We start from the raw sequence: 21,369 nt of genomic DNA, 5'->3' as shown, positions 1-21,369 counted from the left end.
CGGGCAAGCCCGGCTCCTGCAGTTACCTCCACGTTCGCGCGTGGGAAGGTCTCACCGCACGCCCGGCGACCACCGCGGAAATTGTCTATGCTCTCCACACACAGACCTGTGTGGAGGGCTTTATGGACGACCCTATCAATAACAAGCCACCGACCTTCTGGCAGATGCTGCACAGTGTGATGGCGGCGGCGTTCGGCGTGCAGAGCGGGAAAAACCGCGCCCGCGACTTCACCCACGGCAAGCCCAGCCATTTCGTGATCCTGGGCATCCTGTTCACCGCCGTGTTCGCCTTGACCCTGCTGGGTATCGTCAAGCTGGTGTTGCACTTCGCCGGCGTCTGATGCGCACGAGACTTCGCGGCTCCCCGCTCCTTCGGGGAACCGCGTGCTGCTGCATCCGACTACACCCCTTTCATTCCTGAGCCCCACAACGGACTGCACACAGACCCGGGAACGACCTTCAGTTCAGGCCAGGCCAAACGGCCCGATCACTGATGACTGACCCAGAACACCGCCGTGACCACCACCAGGATGATCAGGAACAGGATGGCCCAGGCATCGACCGCGCTGTCGCTTTTCCTTGTCTTGGTTGGATTGCTCATCGCATCGCCTCTTGTAGATTTTGTCGGTGATTGCTCGAAGACTCATCGACAGTTAAGACCACAATTGTCCCCACCACAACCAAGGGCTTTGCGGCTTCGCGGAGCATATCGATTTTGGTTATGTTCATATTCAAAAACATCATTTTTGCACATAACCGCAAACTGCTATCTTTCGCCGGCTCCCCCTGGGAGTGCGCGGCCGTGCGCGCGGAATTGTTCAGGTCTGGCGACGGTGTCTTGCCCTCGACAGACCTATAAAGCCTGAAAACAGGATCAATATGTACGTATACGACGAGTACGATCAGCGAATCATCGAGGACCGCGTCAAGCAGTTCCGTGATCAGACCCGACGCTATCTGGCGGGCGAACTGAGCGAAGAAGAGTTCCGCCCCCTGCGCCTGCAAAATGGCCTCTACATCCAGCGCTTCGCGCCGATGCTGCGGGTCGCCGTGCCCTACGGCCAACTGAGTTCGCGCCAGACGCGGATGATGGCCAAGATCGCCCGCGACTATGACAAGGGCTACGCCCACATCAGTACCCGGCAGAATATCCAGTTCAACTGGCCGGCGCTGGAAGACGTTCCGGATATCCTCGAGGAACTCGCCACCGTGCAGATGCACGCGATCCAGACCAGTGGCAACTGCCTGCGCAACGTCACCACCGACCAGTTCGCCGGCGTCGCCGCCGACGAGCTGATCGACCCGCGCCCCTGGTGCGAAATCGTCCGCCAGTGGACCACCTTCCACCCGGAATTCGCCTACCTGCCGCGCAAGTTCAAGATCGCCATCAACGGCTCGAGTTCCGACCGTGCGGCCATCGAAGTCCATGATATCGGCCTGGAAGCGGTGTACAACGCCGCCGGCGAGCTGGGCTTCCGGGTCCTGGTCGGCGGTGGCCTGGGCCGTACCCCGGTGGTCGGTGCCTTCATCAACGAGTTCCTGCCGTGGCAGGACCTGCTGAGCTACCTCGACGCCATCCTGCGTGTTTACAACCGCTATGGCCGTCGTGACAACAAGTACAAGGCGCGGATCAAGATCCTGGTCAAGGCCCTGACCCCGGAAGTCTTCGCCGAGAAGGTCGAGGCCGAGATGGTCCACCTGCGTGGCGGCCAGACCACCCTGACCGAAGCCGAAGTGCAGCGGATCGCCAAACACTTCGTCGGCCCCGACTACAAGGTGCTGCAAGACCAGGCTGCCGAACTGGCGGCACTGGACCAGCAGCACCCGGGCTTTGCCCGCTGGCGCGTGCGCAACACCCTCGCGCACAAGAAGCCGGGTTATGTCGCCGTGACCCTGTCGCTGAAGCCGACCGGCGTTGCCCCGGGCGATGTCACCGACAAGCAGTTCGACGCGATCTCCGATCTCGCCGACCGCTACAGCTTCGGCCAACTGCGCACCTCCCACGAGCAGAACATCATTCTCGCCGACGTCGAGCAGAGCAAGCTGTTCGAACTGTGGGGTGAACTGCGCGAATACGGTTTCGCCACGCCGAACATCGGCCTGCTGACCGATATCATCTGCTGCCCGGGCGGCGACTTCTGCTCCCTGGCGAACGCCAAGTCGATCCCGATCGCCGAGTCCATCCAACGCCGTTTCGACGACCTGGACTACCTGTTCGACATCGGCGAACTGGACCTGAACATCTCCGGCTGCATGAACGCCTGCGGCCACCACCACGTCGGCCATATCGGCATTCTCGGGGTGGACAAGAAAGGTGAAGAGTTCTACCAGGTTTCCCTCGGCGGCAGCGCCAGCCGCGACGCCAGCCTGGGCAAGATCCTCGGCCCGTCCTTCGCCCAGGACGACATGCCCGACGTGATCTCGAAGCTGATCGACGTGTACGTGGAACAGCGTACCGAAGACGAGCGCTTCATCGACACCTACCAACGTATCGGCATCGACCTCTTCAAGGAACGCGTCTATGCAGCGAATCATTAAGAACAACCAGGTGGTCGACGAGACCTGGCACCTGCTGCCCAAGGACGCGACCCTCGACGGCATCACCAACTGCGACGACCTGATCGTCCCGCTGGCCCTGTGGCGCGACCACGGCCATGCCCTCAAGGCCCGCGACGGCGGCCTGGGCGTGTGGCTGGACGCCGACGAGGAAGCCGAGGAAATTGGCGATGACGTCCAGCACTTCCAGGTGATCGCCCTGAACTTCCCGGCCTTCACCGATGGGCGCAACTACTCCAACGCCCGCCTGCTGCGCGACCGCTACGGTTTCAAGGGTGAACTGCGGGCGATCGGCGACGTGCTGCGCGACCAGCTGTTCTACCTGCATCGCTGCGGGTTCGATGCCTTTGCCCTGCGTGCCGACAAGGACCCGTATGAAGCCCTGGAAAGTCTCAAGGACTTCTCGGTGACCTACCAGGCCGCCACCGACGAACCGCTGCCGCTGTTCCGTCGTCGCTGAAACGCCGTGGTCCGGGCTCGCCAGAGCCCGGACCCGGTCGCTCCACGGCAAAAGCCGAAACGCTTGATCGATTTGAATGTTGCGGTGCTCTTATGGGCGATTTCCGGCCAAGCCCAGCGTCTACAATTGCCCCTGCGGCGTCCTTTGCAGTATCTCTCCAGTCAGTTTCTCCAGTTCCCTGCCCTGCTCTTCACGCCAGGCCTTGAGCTGGTCGCCCATCTGCGCCTCCAGTTCGATATCGATGAATTCATGCCACGCCGGGTCCTGGCGACTGGTACGCCGGGCATCGAGCGCCTGCACCACCGCCTGGTGCCGGCTGTTGATCGCCTCGAAGCGCTCGGGATAGCGGGCCTTGAGATGGTCACTCCAGAACTCGCGCGCGGCCATCGAGCGGAGGTAGTCCGGGCTCTTCTCCCGTTCGAGCACCTTGAGATAGGCGGCATCCAGCGCCGGCTGCGGCACCCCGGCCAACTCGGTGAAGGTCATGTGGGCGGGCTGTCCCGGCAGGCCGAGTCGGCTGGCCAGGCCGATCCGGTAGGCCAGCCGGACTTCCAGCGGGTCGACATGGACGCCCGGTTTCTGCAGGCGTGCCTCGACATCGACCTGCGCCAGGGCCTCGATCTCGTCCAGGCGCCACAGTCCCCTGGCCAGTTTCAGCAGGTTCGTCTCGGTGAGCGTCGGGCTGTCGCCAGCCATGACCCTGGCCTGGAAGACCAGGGTACGCACCTCCATGTCACTGAAGATCAGTTCCGCACCGTCGGAACAGGTCTGTGGCTGGGACGCGGTAACGAACAGCTCCTCGCGCAGATCGGTGTACTGGCTGGCCGCATCCAGCACCTGCCAGACCCGCCTGCTCAGGGCCTCACGCGCCTCGCGGTACTCGGCCGTGGCCGTCAGGTCGGCCAGCAGGCGGAAGAAATCCCCCGCGCCCTGCTCGCGGAACAGGGCTCGCCATTGCTGCTCTTTCAACATCTTCTGCCCCCGGGACAAGCCCACGGTCCAGCGGTCGTAGGCCTGCAGCGAGGGCGTCCGGTGAATGGCGTGGACGCGGCGCCTGGCCGGCGTATCGACGCCGAAGTTGATCCCGGTCTGCTGTTCGTAACGCTGCAGGCGCTCCATCTGCCCGGTCGACAGCCGCGGGTTGTCGTGCAGATGAATCACCCGGTTGATGGCGACCGGATTGGCGTAGACCGACTCGGGAATCGTCACGATCAGGTTGTCGCGCAGGTCCAGCATCTGCAAGCGGTGCAACAGGCCCAGGCCCGTCGGCCACTCCTCGATGTGGGTATGGCGCAACAGCAGGTGTTCCAACGCGGGCATGCCGCTGACATCCGGGGGCAATACCAGCGGATTGTCCGAGAGGTTCAGGAACTTGAGCCTGGTCAACCCGGCAAGGACACTGCGGGCCTGGGTATTCATCACGATCTGGTTGCCTGGCAGATGCAGATGCACCAGTTCGGACATTTCCGCCAACGCTGCCGGCAAGCCATCGAGGTGATTGAACCCCATCGACAACCAGCGCAACTGCCGAAAGTTCGTCAGAAACGACAGCTCGCTACTGCTGAGGCCCATGTCGTTCATGAACAGAAACCCCACATGACTGAAATCGGCGGTGAGCGGCGGCAGGTCGCCGACGCGCATGCCCAGCAGGTCCAACTCATGGAAATGGCGTCCGCCCAGCAGGTTGCGTGGTGACTGCCGCCGCCAGCAGGCCAGGATCGCCTCGGCCACCCGTTGCTTGTTATCGGTGACCACGGGCGCCACCTGCAGGCTGCCGCGCACCCGGCGCCAGGTCTGGCGCTGTACCCAGCGGTCCAGTGTGGCGGACAAGGCTTCATATTCCTCGCGCCGCCGCTCGAGCTCGATCAGGCAGGCCGGTTCGGAAAGATCGAGCGACGTGATGAACGTTCTCACTTCATCGGCGGAAAAACCCGGGTACAGGTCCCGTACCCGCTGGCTCAGGCGTTCGGAGTGACCGACAACGGCACCAACGTCGCTCAGCGGGTAGCCGATACGTCCCGAGGCCAGGCGCATCGGCGGCTTGAAGTGCTGACTGTACGGCGCCAGGCCCAGGATGCGCTGGCCGCTCTGCGAATCGACGGTGACCCGGCGGACAATCTGGTCCCGAAGCCAGGTGCCATTGACCGTCGCTCCAGAGCCGAGGCTCTCGCGCGCCGATTGCGGCAAGGCCAGCGCCAGGGCGTCGAAGATATCCTGTGCCGTCCCCAGGATCAGCCCTTCGCCATCGAGGGCCGTGTATTGGTGACCGACCTTGAGCAGCACACGAAGGGTCGTGGCCTGCGCCGCGCCCACGGCCTCGACCGCCTCACTGATGATCCGCTGCCGGCGTAGCTCCAGGCGCAGGTTCTTCGGCCAACCGGGCAGCAATTCAAGAGCATGCAACGCCAGGCGATCGGCCTGGGGCTCTTCATTGCTGGCCAGATACCAGCTTTCACAGACCCGATTGAGCCTGAGCTGCTTGAGGTACCAGCGAATCTCCTCGACCAGACGCAACGGAATCCGTTCGCCCATCTGCTCCAGCTCGGCACCGCTGGCCTGGCTGATCAGTTCCTCGGCGACGCTCCTGGGCAGCCCGGGAAAACTGTCGAGCATGCGCCTTTCGAGCGCGTTGTCGGTCATTTCGCTGACCTCATACAAGGTATCGAACAACCACTGCCGACGCTGGGCCGCGGCCTGTCGAAGGCGTAACGCCAGTACCCTGGCACGTTCGGCCCGGTCCGGCAGGGTGCTGCCCAGCAGCTCCAGGCGTTCGGTTTCGCTCAGCATGCCCAGGGACAGGTTCAGCGTATCGCCCGACTTGAGTTGCGATTCGCTGACCTGCAACGACGAGAATTGCTCCGACGTGCGCAGGCCGTACTCTTGCAGTATGTCGCCCTCGGCATTGAACAGATGGATAACATGGTTTTCCGGCCAACCCGGCAGTGATGTCAATAGCCGGAGCTGCATATCGCCCTGCTCCAGGGTCCGTATCCGGGCACCCGGCGCATCGGCGATGAACTGCTCGATGGCCTGGTCGATTCGGAAACGCTTGAGGGTATCGAGCAACAACGCTGGCGGGCGCTGGTTGTCCACCAGGCTGCGGCGCAGGGCGGGTACCTCGCGGCCGTGCAACTGCCGGACCTGCTGCAGGATCCGCTCGCCCAGCCCGGCAACCGGCCGCCCCAGGCGCTGGAACAGTTGCATCACCGACCACTGCGCCGGCCGTGCATGCAGTGTCTGCCAGGTACCCATGCCATTGTGCCGCAGGGCCGGGGAATGGAAGGCCTCACCGCCTGGATGTTCGATTCGCCAGCACAGGCGCTGGCGGTCATAGCCCACCACGTAGAGCTTGCCCTCCAGGGGCAGGTAATGATTGCCCTCGAACGGATAGAGCCCGGTTTCGTCGGGCATCGTGCCCTCCGGCAGCCGGATGCCCCGCTCGTAGGGCGCCAGGTCGGGGTTCCACAAGCGGGTGCGTCCGCCGACCTCGACCGGAATCAGCGAGTCGACCAGAGGTGATACCTTGATCGACTTGAACAGCGCCCGGCCACCACCGATGACCAGTGCTCCGGCCGCGAACAGCGCGACATTCTCCGCCACATCCATCAGGTAACCGAGGGCTTCGTGCCTTTGCCCCAGGTGCCAGGCCTCCAGCCCGTTATAGACGTCCGTGACCAGTTGCACCACGGTCGCCGCCAGGATCACCTCGCCGATCACCGGCACGAACGACAGGGCCAGGGTCAGCAGGCTCAGCCCGGCCTGGAGGTAGGCATCCAGCCTGGCCTGTCGCACCCGGGCATCGACATCGGCCGTGGCCACCACCAACTGCCGTGCATGAGCCTTGATCTGCTGGTAGCGCTGCTGCTGCAGGCTCTCGAACAGGTCACCCTCGATCGGGATTTCACTCAATGTTACGTGGCGCGGCAGGATGCCCATCGGCGGCCGACCGTAGCGCCTGAGCGCGATTCGACCGTGGATGGTGGCGAGGAAACGCAAGCGTTGCTCCTCGGCGATGAAACGGCTGAAAAAACGCCGGTAGTCGGGGGACTGCAGCTTGAGGGCCAGGTCCTGCTCAAGGGAGAAGAAGCTGCTGTAGCGCTTGAGGGGCGCCTGGGGATCCCCCGGAATATAGGCGATGCAAGGGGCGACCGTGTCACTCGAGAGTTGCGCCCCGATCACTACCCAGCCGAAGGACTCGATGTCGAACAGGTTCATCCGGCTGCAATGAACCCTGGCCCCTTCCAGCTTCAGGTCGGTTTCTCCGTTGGCCAGGCGTATCAACAGATCATGCACCGACGAGGTGATCGCCCCTTTCATGCAGGCGATATCGGCGCTGACCCTCAGCGCACGCTTGTCATAGTCGAGAAAACGCCGATTGACCGAGCCCGGAGCGCGGTCGGCGGGTTTGAAGACATCGTCGATATGCGCCTGGTAATGCCTGCCGAGATCCAGGCCGCGGCAGATTCCGGCGAAGATCTCCGGCGCGAGCACCGTTCGCCGGCCGGGTATGCGGCCGGGCAGCCTGATGATACCCCTGCCCCTGAGCGCGCCCGGCTCGGTCTCGCCAGCCTCGAAATTCTGCAGGGCGGCGCCCAGCAGCGTCTGGCGCTGTACGAAGGAATAGAGCCTGCTTTCGAAGATACTCAGCAGGTAGGTCTCGTCGATCCTGATGAACTCGGTGCGATCCACCTCCAGGGCGGTATTGAGATGCTTCTCCAGGGCCGTGAGCAATAGCGGTCGGCAGAACTGCTCGATACCCTGCAACTGTGCGAGGATCTGTTGCACTTCATGCCTGGAGGTTTCCAGCGCCAGCAGGTGCTCGCGAAACGACTGGCGCATGGCCGCACCGGCCTGGTACAGCCAACCGGGTATCTTTTCCCTGACCGTATCGAAATGCACCCCCAACTCTGCCGGCGCAGCACTGTCGACCGTGGAACCTGTTTCTGCCATGAGCCTCGTCCTGAAAATCCATTGAAGGTTCCAGCGTATTGACGGGGCGACGACAGGGAGGGGTATTTATCGCTGGCCCCCTGGCCGCTGGCGACAGGAGGCGCCAGCGGCCAGGGAGCGGAGGGGTTACCAGAAACGCTGGCGGGTCAGGCGATTCCAGCCGTTGAGCAGCACCCGCTCGAACGAGGCGCTGGCGGCCAGGCCGACACGCTCCTGCAGGCTCTTGCGCTCTGCATAGTGCAGATGGAACAGTTCGGCGCTCTTGGCGCGTTCGGCCAGGTATTCGTCACTGGTGCGCAGTTCGTCGACCAGTTGCTTGTCCAGCGCGGCAATGCCCAGCCAGACCTCGCCGGTGGCCACGTCGTCGATCGCCAGTTGCGGGCGATAACGGGCGACGAAGTTCTTGAACAGTTGATGGGTGATGTCCAGATCCTGCTGGAACTTCTCCCGGCCCTTGTCGGTGTTCTCGCCGAACACCGTCAGGGTGCGCTTGTATTCGCCGGCGGTCAGCACCTCGAAGTCGATGTCGTGCTTCTTCAGCAGCTTGTTGACGTTGGGCAGTTGCGCCACCACGCCGATGGAACCGAGGACGGCGAACGGCGCGCTGATGATCTTGTCGCCAATGCACGCCATCATGTAGCCACCACTGGCCGCCACCTTGTCGATGCACACGGTCAGGGGCACCCCGGCCTGGCGGATACGCGCCAGTTGCGAGGAGGCCAGGCCGTAGCTGTGGACCATGCCGCCGCCGCTTTCCAGGCGCAGCACCACTTCGTCCTTCGGCGTGGCCAGGCTGAGCAACGCGGTGATTTCATGGCGCAGGCTCTCGGTGGCACTGGCTTTGACGTCACCCTCGAAGTCCAGCACGAATACCCGGGACTTGGCCTGGGGCTGTTTCTTCTGCTTCTTCTGTTTCTTGTCGTCCTTGCCCTGTTCCTTGCGCAGCGCCTTGAGCTGCTCCTTGTCCAGCAAGCTCTGCTCCAGGCGTTCGCGCAAGCCCTTGTAGAATTCGTTCAGCTTGCTGACCTGCAACTGGCCCGCGGACCGGCGCCGGCCCTTGCTGCGCAACGAAGCCGCGACCACCAGCACCACGATGATCGCGATGACCAGGGTGACGGTCTTGGCCAGAAAACTGGCGTATTCGGAGAGAAACTCCACGATAGCTCCTTAAAAATCCAGACAGCCCCGGTTCCGGCGGCTTGACGCCCCAAGCATACCGTCGGGACAGCCCTGCGGCCAGCCGCCGTCACCGCGCGATACAAGTCTCTAACAGACATTTCAAACGAGCGTATGTTTTTTCATTGACAGGCTTCCGGCATCCTCATAACCTCGCCAGAACATCAACGTACCGGGATGACGCGGACGTGGGCAGCATCTATCTGATTCGACATGGCCAGGCTTCCTTCGGCGCGGACGACTACGACGTCCTCTCGCCGACCGGCGTGCGCCAGGCGCAAGTCCTCGGCCAGCACCTGGCCGAGCTGGGCCTGAGTTTCGATCGTTGCCTGGCCGGCGACCTGCGTCGCCAGCAGCACACCGCGGAGCTGGCCCTGGAGCAGTTCGCCCGGTTCGGCATGCCGGTGCCGCCGCTGGAGATCGATGCCGCCTTCAACGAGTTCGATGCCGACGCGGTGATCCGCGCGCTGCTGCCGGCCATGCTGCCGGACGAACCCGAGGCCCTGCACATCCTGCGCAACGCCGCGCAGAACCGTGGCGAGTTCCAGCGCATCTTCGCCCTGATCATCGCGCGCTGGCTCGACGGCAGCCACGACCCGGCGGGCCTGGAAAGCTGGCCGGGTTTCGTCGAGCGGGTCAATGGCGGCCTGCAGCGGATCCTGGACAGTGCCGACAACACCCAGAAGATCGCCGTGTTCACCTCCGGCGGGACCATCACCGCCCTGCTCCACCTGATCACCCAAGTTCCCGCCAGGCAGGCTTTCGAGCTTAACTGGCAGATCGTCAACACCTCGCTCAACCAGCTCAAGTTCCGTGGTCGCGAGGTGGCCCTGGCTTCCTTCAACAGTCAGACCCACTTGCAACTGCTGAAGGCGCCGGAACTCATCACCTTCCGCTGAGTACCGGCCAACCGTGACCCTTGGGGTCGCTGTAATCACCCATAAAAGGATCGAACCATGACCGCTGTAGCCAAAGCCGTAGAAGCGATGAAAGCCAAGTTCAACTCGAAAGCCGCTACCGGCCTGGATGTTGTCTTCGGTTTCCGTATCGATGAAACCCAGCACTTCTCGCTGATCGTCAAGGATGAAACCTGCGAACTGAAGGAAGGCGAAAACCCGGACGCCAACGTGACCCTGGTGACCGACAGCGAAACCATGCAGGGCATCGTCAGCGGCGACACCGACGGCATGCAGGCCTTCATGAGCGGCAAGCTGCGCGTCGAGGGCGACATGATGCTGTCGATGAAGCTGAGCGAGCTGTTCCCTGCCTGATACCGGCAGCGTAGCGCTTGAAGACAAAAGCCAGGGATTTCCCTGGCTTTTGCGTTTTACCGCCCCGACATTCGCCGATCAGTTGCTGGCGAGCTTGTCGTCCTTCTTCACCGTCTCTTCCAGCGAGAAGCGGCCCAGCGGGTTCTGCTGGAAGTTCTCGATGTTCTTGCGCGAGATGTTGATGTAGGGGCTGTAGTACAGGTCGATCCAGTTGACATCGGCCTTGGCCATCTTCTGCAGGTCGACGTACATCTGCTGGCGCTTGGCCGGGTCGCTCTCGATACGCGCCGCCGCCACCAGTTCCTTGACCTTCTCGTTGCGGTAGCCGGTCATGTAGTTGTTGTTGGTGTCGTGGCCGAGGACGAAGGTGGTCTTCTGGTCGGCATCGAGGATGTCGTTGGTCCAGTACATCACCGACAGGTCATAGGCGCCGTCGATCAGCATCTGCCAGCTCTGGGTCGGGTCGACCTTCTGCAGGTTGGCGGTGACGCCGACCTTGGCCAGTTGCTGCTGGACCATGACCGCGATCTGCTCGTCCGCCTCGTTGCCGGCGTTGACCACATAGTTGAGCTTGAGGTCCTTGACGCCCGCCTCGGCCAGCAGCTTTTTCGCCTTCTCGGGGTCATACGGGCGCTGCAGGTTGTCCGCGTAGTGGTACTGGCCGCCCTTGGGGATGTAGGAATAGGCCACGGTGCCCTTGCCGAAGGTCACGGTATTGACCAGCGATTTCTTGTCGATGGCGTAGTCCAGTGCCTCACGCACCTGCTGCTTGGCCAGATCGCCGTGGGCGTGGTTGATCAGCAGGTGGTCCTCACGGGTCGACGGATCGAGGTGAACCACCAGGTTCTTGTCTTTCTGCAGGGCATCGACCCGCGAGAACGGCACGAAAATCGCCGAATCCAGCTCACCGGCCTGGACCTTCAGCATCCGCGTGTTGTCATCCGGAATGGAGATCCACTCCACGCCATCCAGGCTGACGTTGGCGGCCTGCCAGAAGTCCGGGTTCTTCTCCAGCACCACGCGATCGCCACGGATCCATTCCTTGACGGCGAAAGCCCCGGAGACCACCGGTTTCTCCGCATAGGCGTCTTCGCCCATCGTCTCGATGGCCTTCTGCGACAGCACCGAGGCGGTCGGCGAAGCCAATTGCGAAACGAAGGGGGTCGATGGGGTCTTGAGGGTCACCACCAGGGTCTGCGGGTCCCTGGCTTCGGCCTTGTCGATCAGCTTGAACGAATCGCTCCACAGCGAGGCCTTGTTGTCACGGATGCGCAGCAGGCTGAAGGCCGCATCGCCGGCGGTGATCGGCGAACCGTCGGAGAACTTCGCCGCGCGCAGCTTGAAGGTGTAGGTCAGACCATCCGGCGAGACCGACCAGGACTGCGCCAGGCCGGGCTGCAGTTCGGTGCCGGCCTTGTCGACCCGCACCAGGGTGTCGTAGACGTTGGCGAACACCCAGGTATCGCGGTTCTGCGCACTCTTGATGGGATCGAAGGTGGTGCTGTCCTCCCGGCAACCGATGGTCAGCACGCCCGCGGCCTGCGCCACGCCCGCCGCCAGCGAGCAGACGGCCAGGGCGGCCGCGCTCAACAGTCTGAAGTGCCTGGATCTCATGCGTATAACTCCCTGTTAATCGAGGTTGGGGTTGGGGTTTGCGACAACGGTTGCTCGAGCACGCAGCTGTAACGCTGGTGTTCGAGCTGATGGGTGGGCGGCCGGGCCTCGGCACAGGCGGGCCGGGCCTGCCGGCAGCGCGGATGAAAGGCGCAACCGCTCGGGGCCTGCAGCGGGCTCGGCGGCTCGCCGGGCAAGGGTTCGACGGGCAGGCGGCGTTCGGGGTCGATATCGGGGATCGAGTCGATCAGGGCCGCGGTATACGGATGGCGCGGCGCGCCGAACACCGCCTCGACATTGCCCTGCTCGACGATCTGCCCCAGGTACATCACCGCCACCCGGTCGCACAGGCGCCGGACGATCGCCAGGTCGTGGGCGATGAACAGGATCGACAGATTCAGGCGCTGGCGCAGCTCCAGCAGCAGGTTGACGATCTGCCCCTGGATCGACACGTCGAGCGCCGCCAGGCATTCGTCGGCGACGATCAGCCGCGGTTCCACCGCCAGGGCCCGGGCAATGCCGACCCGCTGGCACTGCCCGCCACTGAGGCTGCCCGGCTTGCGCCCGGCCAGCTCGGGGCGCAGGCCGACCAGCTCAAGCAATTCCTCGACCCGCGCGGCGATCCTCGCGGGCGCCACCTTGCGCTGTACCCGCAGCACTTCGGCGAGGGTCTCGCCGATGCTCAGGCGCGGATTGAGCGCGGCATAAGGGTCCTGGAAGATCATCGCGGTCTCGCGACGCAGTCGCTCCAGCTCGATGGCACCGCCCCGGGCGACGTCGACACCGTCGAACAGCACCTGGCCAGAGGCGATATCGTTCAGGCGCAGGATCGCCCGGCCAAGGCTGCTCTTGCCGCTGCCGGACTCACCGACCAGACCCAGGGTCTCCCCCGCCGCCAGGCTCAGGGACACGCCATTGACCGCCCTCACCCATTGCCGCCGCAGGCCCAGCAGGCCGCGGCCCTGGGCGGCGAAGCGCACGTGCAGGTCCTTGACTTCGAGCAGGCTCATGGCTGACCTCCGACCCGCAACGGATAATGACAGGCGACCCGTTGCCCCTGGTCGAGGGCCCGCAGGTCCGGCAAGGTTTCACGGCAGTCGGCCGCGGCTTGCTGGCAGCGCGGATTGAAACGGCAACCCGCCGGCAGGTCGGCGAGCAACGGCGGCTGGCCGCCAATGGTGCGCAACGGCTCCTGGCTGGCGCCACCGGCCGGCTGGCAGGCCACCAACCCGGCGGTATAAGGATGCCGCGGGTACGCCAGCAGGTCCTGCTTGCGCCCATGCTCACAGAGGCGACCGGCATACATCACGGCGATCGAGTCGCAGGTCTGCGCCACCACACCCAGGTCGTGGGTGATCATGATCAGCGACAGACCGCGCTGATCGCGCAAGTCCAGCAGCAGCCGCAGGATCTGCGCCTGCACCGTCACATCGAGGGCGGTGGTCGGCTCGTCGGCGATCAGCACCTTCGGCTCGCAACCGAGAGCCACGGCGATCATCGCCCGCTGGCGCATGCCACCGGAAAATTCGTGGGGTAGTTGTCGACCCGGCGCTGCGGGTCGGGAATACCCACCTGGCGCAGCACCTCGATGGCCTGGGCCCGGGCCTCGCGGCGCGAGCACTGCTGGTGCTGGCGGATGCCTTCGGCGATCTGCTCGCCGATACGCATCAACGGATCGAGATGGCTGCCGGGGTTCTGGAACACCATGCCGATCTGCCGACCACGCATGGCTCGCATGCCCTTTTCGTCCAGCGCCAGCAGGTTCTGCCCGGCCAGACGCACGGCCTTGCCCTCGACACTCAGGCTGCCGGACGGCAACAGGCGCATCAGCGCCCGACAGGCCAGGGTCTTGCCCGAACCGCTTTCCCCGACCAGGCCGAGGATCTCGCCCTCGCCCAGGTCAAAGGACAGACGGTCGACCAGGGTCAGGGGTACCGGGCCATTGTGGGCCACCACGCTGAGCTCCTGTACCTGCAACACCGGCGCACGACTCATGTCCGCTCCCCCATGGCTTCGGCGACACCGTCGGCCAGCAGGCTGAAGCCCATGGCGAGGGTGACGATGGCAATCCCCGGAAACGTGCAGATCCACCAGGCGCTGGTGATCAGGCTCTGCCCTTCGGCGACCATGGTGCCCCACTCCGCCGTCGGTGGCTGCACCCCCAGGCCGAGATAACTCACCGCCGCACCGTTGAGCAGCACCAGCACCGCATCGGACATGGCGAACACCACCGAACTGAACAGCGCATTGGGCAACAGGTGGCGGAACAGGATGCGCCCATGGCCGAAGCCCAGGCTCCTGGCCGCCAGGGCGAAATCGCTGTGCTTGAGAATCAGGATCTGCGAGCGGATCAGCCGTGCATAGGACACCCAGCCGACCAGGGCCATGGCGATGTAGAAGCTGGTGAGGCCCGGGCCGAGGATCGCCATGATCGCCAGCATCAGCACCAGGAACGGAAAGGCCAGGACGATATCGATCAGGCGCATGCAGAGGGTATCGAAGCGCCCCCCGATGTAGCCGCACAGGGCACCGACCACGGTGCCGATCAGGAACGGGAAGACCACCCCCAGCACCGCCAGTTGCAGGTCGACCCGGGCGCCCCAGATCACCCGCGACAGCACGTCGCGGCCGAAGTGATCGGTGCCGAACCAGTGCGCCGCGCTCGGCCCCAGCAGGCGCACCTCGGTGTCCTGCTGGATCGGATCGTAGGGCGCGATCCATGGCGCGAAGAGCGCCAGCAGCAGCCAGCCACCGAGAATCGCCAGGCCCAGGACCATCGCCAGCCGACCGTTGCCCAGCCGCAGGCCGAGCAAGTTGCGCCGCAGTGTCATCGTCTGTGCGTTGCTCATCGGACGTTCACCCGCGGGTCGATCGCCACCGTGGCCACGTCGGCCAGAAAGTTCACCGCCACCGTCGCCAGGGCGAGGACCATCGCCACCCCCTGCACCACCATGTAGTCACGGCCGAAAATGCCGCGCACCAGCAACTGGCCGATACCGGGGATGGCGAACAGGCTCTCCACCACCACCGTGCTGCTGATCAGCCAGCCGATGTTCACCGCCAGCAGGTTGACCGTCGGCACCAGGGAATTGGGCAGCACATGCCGACGCAGGATCGCCGCTTCGGACAGGCCGCGGGCGCGGGCGGCGGTGACATGATCGGCCTGCAGTTCGGCCAGCATGCTGGCGCGCAGGTTGCGGATCAGCACCGAGGACAGCGCCAGGGCGATGGTCAGGCACGGCAGCGTCAAATGGTGCAGCTTGTCCAGCCAGGTGCGCCCGTAGCCGGTCACCGGGAACCAGCCCAGTTGCACGCTGAACACCAGGATCAGCATGATGCCCAGCCAGAACGCCGGCACTCCCAGGCCACTGGTGGTGAACACCCGCACCAGGTTGTCGGCCCAGCCGCCCTTGTGCCGCGCCGCCAGGGTCGCCAGCGGAATGGCGATCAACAGCGCCAGCAGCACGCTGCCCAGCACCAGGGTCAGTGTCGGCTCGATACGGCTGGCAATCAGCTTGAGCGTATCGACCCGATACTGGATCGACTGCCCCAGGTCGCCCTGCAACAGGTTCCGGAGGAAATAGAAGTACTGCAGCGGCAATGGCTGGTCGAGGCCGAACTGCGCCCGGACATTGGCCAGGGCCTGCGGCGTGGTGCGCGAGCCCAGCAGGGCCCGCGCCGGATCGCCGGGAATCGAGCGGATCAGCACGAAGGTCACCAGGCTGATACCGAACAGCACCGGCAGCAGCTGCAGCGGCCGGGTCAGGATGAAACGGTAGCGCTGCAGGTTCATGCAGCGCCCCGGTGACGCCGCAGGAAGTCGAGCAGGACCGGGAAGTAGGCCTGAGGCTCCTCGTAGAACGGCATGTGGCTGCTGTTGGGGAAGACATGCAGCTCGACATCGCGCAGCGACCGCTTCATCCGGTAGGCGCAGGCCGGGGTCAGTTCATCGTGCTGGCCGGTGGTGATCAGCACCGGCATCTCGAAGGCCTTCATTTCCTCGATGCGGTTCCAGTCCTTGAGGTTGCCGACATACAGGAACTCGTTGGGCCCCTGCATGGTTTCGTAGGGTCCCATGTTCCAGTCGCCCAGGGAGCGCTGCACCGGTGCCGGCCACTCGTCGAGACGGCACACATGGCGGTAGTTGAGCAAGGTGATCGCCGCCTGGTACTGCGGGTGGTCGAACCGCCCTTCGGCTTCATGGCGCTGCATCATCGCCACGGTCTCGTTGCCCAGGGCGCTGCGCAGGCGCTCCAGTTCCAGGGTCAGGTGGGGGATGTCGCCGACGGTGTTTTCCAGCACCAGGCTCTTGAGGTGGCCGGGATGGTGGATCGCATACTCGATCGCCAGCCAGCCGCCCCAGGAATGCCCGAGCAGGTGCACCCGCCCCAATTCCAGGGCCTGGCGCACGTGTTCCACCTCGGCGACGTAGCGGGTGATATCCCACAGCGCCGGGTCGGTCGGCCGGTCGGAGGCACCCGTGCCCAACTGGTCGAACGCCACCACCCGCAGGCCCTTTTCCTTCAGCCAGCCATGGGCGTCGCGCAGATAGTCGCACGGCAGGCCGGGGCCGCCGTTGAGGCACAGCAGCACGTCATCGCCGCTGCCGAAGCTGTAGGCCACGATGCTGTGACCATCGACTTCAAGGGTGTAACGCTGATCCGGTTCCAGCTCGTACCACATTGCCGCTCTCCCTGTTGCAGGCCTTGTGGCCTGTCGGCTTCACCCTAACGGGTAATTTCCTAGCCCATAAGCTAGCAATTCTTATAGGTTTGGTATGGCTGTCCCTCGCCGAGGCGTGGCATTCTACTTGCTTGATTTCAGGATTGAAATTTTCAGGAGAGCAAAGGATGCAGACCAAATTCACTGAAGTCGACCCCCGCCGCTTATCCGGCAGCACCCTGGATGAGCTGATGGACAACGCGATGGTCCTGGCGGGTCAGCTGGGCTTCGATGCCCTGGTCTACGACTACACGCCGGTACCGACGGACCACGAGGGCGCCCTGATCACCCCGTCGCTGCTCAAGGTGCGCAACACCCCGTCGGACTGGCATTCGCTCTGGTGCGAGCAGGGTTTCTACCAGATCGACCCGGTGCAACACCTGGCCCTGAACAGCACCTCGCCCTTCGTCTGGTCCTACCGGCCCAAGGCCGAAACCGCCCTGCAGAAGGTCATCGACCAGCGCCACTCGCCCGTGACCAGCTACCTGCATGACCGCCAGATGACTTGCGGCGTGAGCGTGCCGATTCACCTGCCCAAGGGTGGATTTGCCTCGTTGACGGGATTACGCACAGGTAATGGTAAATATGTCCTAAAGGACGCCCAGCAGACCCTGACAGAATTCAGCGTTATTTCCCACGCATTACAGGAAGCGGCCTACCCATTATTCAGCCCTGAGATACGCGCCTACCCGCACATCCATCTGACCCGGCGCGAGCGGGAGTGCCTGCAATGGGCTGCCGAGGGGCTCACCGCCAAGGAAATCGCCGAACAACTGCACCGTTCACTGGCTACCGTGACCCTGCACCTGGCCTCGGCCATGCATAAACTGGGGGCGAAGAACCGCGTACAGGCAGTATTGCGCGCCGTGCACTATCGACTGCTGGACAACTGAGCCGCAAAACCTAGCAATTCACCTAGTTATGCCGGCCGGCCAGTTTCGCTATCGTTCCCCACATCGTGCATACAGGGAGCTTGGCGAGATGGAATTCAAGGAAATACAGGAAGGCTTTGCGAACTTCGGCCCCTACCAGACCTGGTATCGGGTGACCGGTGATCTGGCCAATGGCCGCACACCCCTGGTGATTCTCCACGGGGGCCCGGGTTGCACCCACGATTATGTCGACGCCTTCAAGGACATCGCCGCCAGCGGCCACGCGGTGGTGCATTACGATCAACTGGGCAACGGCAAGTCCACCCACCTGCCCGATCAGGACCCTTCATTCTGGACCGTCCAGCTGTTTCTCGACGAACTGGACAACCTGCTCGACCACCTCGGCATCCGCCAGCACTACGTGCTGCTCGGCCAGTCCTGGGGCGGCATGCTCGCCAGCGAGCACGCGGTTCGTCAGCCGGCCGGGCTCAAGGCGCTGATTCTCGCCAACTCGCCATCGTGCATGCGCACCTGGGTCAGCGAAGCCAACCGCCTGCGCGAGCAACTGCCACCCGCGGTGCAGCAGGCCCTGCTCAAGCACGAGAAGGCCGGTACCTACAGTGATCCGGAATACGTCGAGGCGTCGCGGGTCTTCTATGACCGCCACGTCTGCCGCATCAGTCCCTGGCCGGAAGAGGTGGCGCGCACCTTCGCCCAGGTCGATGCCGACCCGACCGTCTACCACACCATGAGCGGCCCGACCGAGTTCCATGTCATCGGTTCGCTGAAGGACTGGACCATCATCGATCGCCTGCACCGGGTCCAGGTGCCGACACTGGTCATCTCCGGCCGCCACGACGAAGCGACCGAAGCGGTGGTCAAACCCTACGTGGAGAAGATCGCCGGCGCGCGCTGGGCGCTGTTCGAAGACTCCAGCCACATGCCCCACGTCGAGGAACGCCAGGCGTGCATGGGCACGGTCCTGCAATTCCTTGACGAAAGCCTCTAGCCCGCTGCTTCGCCCCTGCCCCTTCGAGAACTGCCCGGTCTGATCCAGACCGGGCTTTTTCGGCTACGCTGCATTCCGGCTCGCGCATCAGGAACGCTGATCATCCTGCAACACCCAGACCTATAAGGCCCGCTCAGGCTTGTGAGCGACGCAGGGCGAGCATTAGATTAGCCAATAATCTCTGGCCTCCAGAATAAGCAGAAGGGATAAGCATGGCGCTTACTGACCAGTCCACTCAAATCCGTGCCGGCGAAGAACTCGATGCCGCCCTGATCGACCCATACCTCAAGGCGCATATTCCCGGCCTCAGCGGCCAACCGAGCATCAGCCAGTTCCCCGGCGGGGCCTCGAACCTCACCTACCTGATCCAGTACCCCGAGCAGGAGTTCGTCCTGCGGCGGCCACCGTTCGGCCACAAGGCCAAGTCGGCCCACGACATGGGCCGCGAATTCCGCATCCTCAACCAGCTCCGGGACGGCTTCCCGTACTGCCCCAAGGCCTATGCGCACTGCACCGACGAAAGCCTGATCGGTTCCGAGTTCTACGTCATGGAGCGGGTCAAGGGGATCATCCTGCGCTCCGAACTGCCGCCGGAACTGGGCCTCGATGCCGCCCGTACCGAGGCCCTGTGCAAGAGTTTCATCGACCGCCTGGTGGAACTGCACCGCGTCGACTACACCGCCTGTGGCCTGGCCGACCTGGGCAAGCCGGAAGGTTATGTCGAACGTCAGATCCGCGGCTGGAGCGAGCGTTATGAAAAGGCCATGACCCCGGATGCGCCGAGCTGGGCAGCGGTCAAGGCCTGGTTGAAAGACAAGATGCCGGCCGACCACCCGACGTCCAGCATCGTCCACAACGACTACCGCTTCGACAACGTCATCCTCGACCCCGAGAACCCGATGCAGATCATCGGCGTACTCGACTGGGAACTGACCACCCTCGGCAACCCGCTGATGGACCTGGGCAACACCCTCGCCTACTGGATCGAGGCCGACGACCCGGCACCGGTGCAACTGATGCGCCGCCAGCCCAGCCACGCGCCAGGCATGCTCAGCCGCCGCCAGTTCGTCGAGTACTACGCCGAGCGTGCGGGCCTGGCGATCGACAACTTCGACTTCTACTACACCTACGGCCTGTTCCGCCTGGCCGGCATCGTGCAACAGATCTACTACCGCTTCTACCACGGCCAGACCCAGGACAAACGCTTCGCGCAATTCATTCACATGAACAAGCTGCTGGAGCAGATGAGCCTGCAGGTCATCCGCAACTCCAGCCTCTGATCGCGACTACAACAAGGAAAAACCATGTCCAAGACTCAGTTGTTCGACCTCGACGGCAAGATCGCCTTCGTTTCCGGTGCCAGCCGCGGCATCGGTGAAGCCATCGCCCGGCTGCTGGCCCAACAGGGTGCCCACGTGATCGTCTCCAGCCGCAAGCTCGAAGGCTGCCAGCAGGTGGCCGACGCGATCATCGCCGACGGCGGCAAGGCCACCGCGATCGCCTGCCACATCGGCGAGATGGAGCAGATCAGCCAGGTCTTCGCCGGCATTCGCGAACAGTTCGGGCGCCTGGACATCCTGGTCAACAACGCGGCGACCAACCCGCAGTTCTGCAACGTGCTGGACACCGACCTCGGTGCTTTCCAGAAAACCGTCGACGTGAACATCCGCGGCTACTTCTTCATGTCGGTGGAAGCCGGCAAACTGATGCGCGAGCACGGCGGGGGCAGCATCATCAACGTCGCCTCGATCAACGGCGTCACCCCGGGCATCTTCCAGGGCATCTACTCGGTGACCAAGGCCGCGGTGATCAACATGACCAAGGTCTTCGCCAAGGAATGCGCGCAGTTCGGCATCCGCTGCAACGCCCTGCTGCCGGGCCTGACCGACACCAAGTTCGCTTCGGCCCTGGTCAAGAACGACTCGATCCTCAAGACCGCGCTGCAGCAGATCCCGCTCAAGCGCGTGGCCGACCCGAGCGAAATGGCCGGCACGGTGCTGTACCTGGCCAGCGACGCCTCCAGCTACACCACCGGCGTGGCGCTGAACGTCGACGGTGGTTTCCTCTCCTGACCCCTGGGTTGCAAAGTCCTCCTTGCAGGAGCCGGCTTGCCCGCGAAGCTTCAGGCGCCCTCACCGCCGCCTTCGCTGGCAAGCCCGGCGCCTGCGGTCTTGGCCGCCACAGGCCGATCGCTCCGACAGATCCAGCTTCCCTGCGCCGATGACCTCGGCTTTGTAACCGTTCGTCGCTCCTGTTAAAGTCCGCGCCCATGAAACTGGCCCGTACCGACCGCTCGCTCATTGCCTGGATGCTTTACTGCTGCGTCCTGTTCAATGTGTTCGCCTGCAGCATCGGCCACGGGCAGATGGTCGGCCAGCAGCTCAACGGCATCGGCGGGCAGTTCTGTGCCGTCGACCCGGGCACCCGGGCGCCGCTGTCGAGCAATCCCCCCGAGGAAAAGCTGCCCACCCTGGCCAAGGCCTTCGGCTGCCCGCTGTGCTCCACCGGTGGCATGGGCCCGGCGCTCAACTCCAGCCTGACCCTGGCGATCCTCCCGGAACAGCACAGCCCGCCGCGGCTCCACAGCCCCCACCTGCCACTGCCCAGTCGCTTCACCTGGCCTTCGGCCCATCCCCGCGCACCACCCCTCGCCTGATTCATTGCGCCCAACGATCAGCCCATCCGGTCGACGCCCAACCGTGTCGTGCCCGTGCGCGCTGGAGATTTGCCATGACGTCA

17 protein-coding genes and 1 pseudogene are annotated in these 21,369 nt (G+C 64.0%); 10 read left to right on the top strand and 8 right to left on the bottom strand.

The genetic code is table 11. The annotated features are described in order from the left end of the window. The first annotated feature begins 122 nt into the window (after positions 1-122). From ACZ5KU_RS14480 to ACZ5KU_RS14470, 3 genes are all read left to right on the top strand, one after another. On the top strand, positions 123-341 hold the full coding sequence (locus ACZ5KU_RS14480; protein ID WP_273820755.1) for a DUF2970 domain-containing protein: 219 nt from the start codon (positions 123-125) through the stop codon (positions 339-341). A gap of 538 nt (positions 342-879) precedes the next feature. Beyond that, positions 880-2,538: a nitrite/sulfite reductase gene (locus ACZ5KU_RS14475; RefSeq protein ID WP_054058168.1), complete on the top strand. Its 1,659-nt coding sequence runs from the start codon at positions 880-882 to the stop codon at positions 2,536-2,538. Then, entirely contained in the window at positions 2,522-3,016 is a 495-nt protein-coding gene (locus ACZ5KU_RS14470; protein WP_464737354.1) for a DUF934 domain-containing protein, read from the top strand. Before ACZ5KU_RS14475 ends, ACZ5KU_RS14470 begins: the two co-directional genes overlap by 17 nt. Before the next feature lie 120 nt (positions 3,017-3,136). Here the strand turns inward: ACZ5KU_RS14470 and ACZ5KU_RS14465 are convergent, their stop codons facing one another. Next, the gene (locus ACZ5KU_RS14465; RefSeq protein ID WP_464737353.1) at positions 3,137-7,966 is read right to left on the bottom strand and encodes an NEL-type E3 ubiquitin ligase domain-containing protein; all 4,830 of its coding nucleotides are present in this window, start codon (positions 7,964-7,966) and stop codon (positions 3,137-3,139) included. 126 nt (positions 7,967-8,092) lie between these two features. Then, positions 8,093-9,124 (bottom strand): protease SohB, encoded by a 1,032-nt coding sequence (gene sohB, locus ACZ5KU_RS14460; protein ID WP_464737352.1) that lies wholly within the window; start codon positions 9,122-9,124, stop codon positions 8,093-8,095. 206 nt (positions 9,125-9,330) lie between these two features. Here sohB and ACZ5KU_RS14455 point away from each other — a divergent pair, with 206 nt between their 5' ends. Beyond that, the gene (locus tag ACZ5KU_RS14455) at positions 9,331-10,041 is read left to right on the top strand and encodes a histidine phosphatase family protein (protein WP_464737351.1); all 711 of its coding nucleotides are present in this window, start codon (positions 9,331-9,333) and stop codon (positions 10,039-10,041) included. Between the two features lie 57 nt (positions 10,042-10,098). After that, on the top strand, positions 10,099-10,413 hold the full coding sequence (locus ACZ5KU_RS14450) for an SCP2 sterol-binding domain-containing protein (protein WP_464737350.1): 315 nt from the start codon (positions 10,099-10,101) through the stop codon (positions 10,411-10,413). A 78-nt stretch (positions 10,414-10,491) separates the two neighbouring features. On the opposite strand, the gene ACZ5KU_RS14445 is transcribed toward ACZ5KU_RS14450, so the two are convergent. The 6 genes and pseudogenes from ACZ5KU_RS14445 to ACZ5KU_RS14420 form a co-directional block, all read right to left on the bottom strand. Then, positions 10,492-12,027: an ABC transporter substrate-binding protein gene (locus ACZ5KU_RS14445; RefSeq protein ID WP_081005945.1), complete on the bottom strand. Its 1,536-nt coding sequence runs from the start codon at positions 12,025-12,027 to the stop codon at positions 10,492-10,494. Beyond that, positions 12,024-13,037, bottom strand: a complete 1,014-nt coding sequence (locus ACZ5KU_RS14440) for an ABC transporter ATP-binding protein (RefSeq protein ID WP_054062247.1) — start codon at positions 13,035-13,037, stop codon at positions 12,024-12,026. The genes ACZ5KU_RS14445 and ACZ5KU_RS14440 overlap by 4 nt, the downstream gene beginning before the upstream one ends. Continuing rightward, positions 13,034-14,022: pseudogene (locus ACZ5KU_RS14435) on the bottom strand (ABC transporter ATP-binding protein). Before ACZ5KU_RS14435 ends, ACZ5KU_RS14440 begins: the two are co-directional and overlap by 4 nt. Beyond that, positions 14,019-14,876 (bottom strand): ABC transporter permease, encoded by an 858-nt coding sequence (locus ACZ5KU_RS14430; RefSeq protein ID WP_273820748.1) that lies wholly within the window; start codon positions 14,874-14,876, stop codon positions 14,019-14,021. Before ACZ5KU_RS14430 ends, ACZ5KU_RS14435 begins: the two are co-directional and overlap by 4 nt. Continuing rightward, positions 14,873-15,820 (bottom strand): ABC transporter permease, encoded by a 948-nt coding sequence (locus ACZ5KU_RS14425; protein WP_054058942.1) that lies wholly within the window; start codon positions 15,818-15,820, stop codon positions 14,873-14,875. Before ACZ5KU_RS14425 ends, ACZ5KU_RS14430 begins: the two co-directional genes overlap by 4 nt. Next, positions 15,817-16,710 (bottom strand): proline iminopeptidase-family hydrolase, encoded by an 894-nt coding sequence (locus tag ACZ5KU_RS14420; protein ID WP_054058943.1) that lies wholly within the window; start codon positions 16,708-16,710, stop codon positions 15,817-15,819. Before ACZ5KU_RS14420 ends, ACZ5KU_RS14425 begins: the two co-directional genes overlap by 4 nt. A gap of 167 nt (positions 16,711-16,877) precedes the next feature. Here ACZ5KU_RS14420 and ACZ5KU_RS14415 point away from each other — a divergent pair, with 167 nt between their 5' ends. The 5 genes from ACZ5KU_RS14415 to ACZ5KU_RS14395 all read left to right on the top strand — a co-directional run bounded on the left by ACZ5KU_RS14415 (position 16,878) and on the right by ACZ5KU_RS14395 (position 21,286). After that, positions 16,878-17,642, top strand: a complete 765-nt coding sequence (locus ACZ5KU_RS14415) for a LuxR family transcriptional regulator (protein ID WP_054058944.1) — start codon at positions 16,878-16,880, stop codon at positions 17,640-17,642. 88 nt (positions 17,643-17,730) lie between these two features. Continuing rightward, positions 17,731-18,630 carry a proline iminopeptidase-family hydrolase gene (locus ACZ5KU_RS14410; protein ID WP_054062251.1) on the top strand — a complete coding sequence of 300 codons (900 nt, stop codon included), beginning with the start codon at positions 17,731-17,733 and terminating at the stop codon, positions 18,628-18,630. Between the two features lie 212 nt (positions 18,631-18,842). Continuing rightward, positions 18,843-19,910, top strand: coding sequence for a phosphotransferase family protein (locus tag ACZ5KU_RS14405; RefSeq protein ID WP_416773339.1), 1,068 nt, complete (start codon positions 18,843-18,845; stop codon positions 19,908-19,910). Positions 19,911-19,934: 24 nt separating this feature from the next. Beyond that, positions 19,935-20,702 (top strand): SDR family oxidoreductase, encoded by a 768-nt coding sequence (locus ACZ5KU_RS14400; RefSeq protein ID WP_054062253.1) that lies wholly within the window; start codon positions 19,935-19,937, stop codon positions 20,700-20,702. 197 nt (positions 20,703-20,899) lie between these two features. Beyond that, on the top strand, positions 20,900-21,286 hold the full coding sequence (locus ACZ5KU_RS14395) for a DUF2946 domain-containing protein (protein ID WP_464737349.1): 387 nt from the start codon (positions 20,900-20,902) through the stop codon (positions 21,284-21,286). Positions 21,287-21,369 lie beyond the last annotated feature (83 nt).

Source organism: Pseudomonas sp. Tof1, from assembly GCF_055390395.1.
The sequence above is the reverse complement of the archived record's forward strand: the minus strand, read 5'-3'. Positions and strand labels throughout refer to the sequence as shown.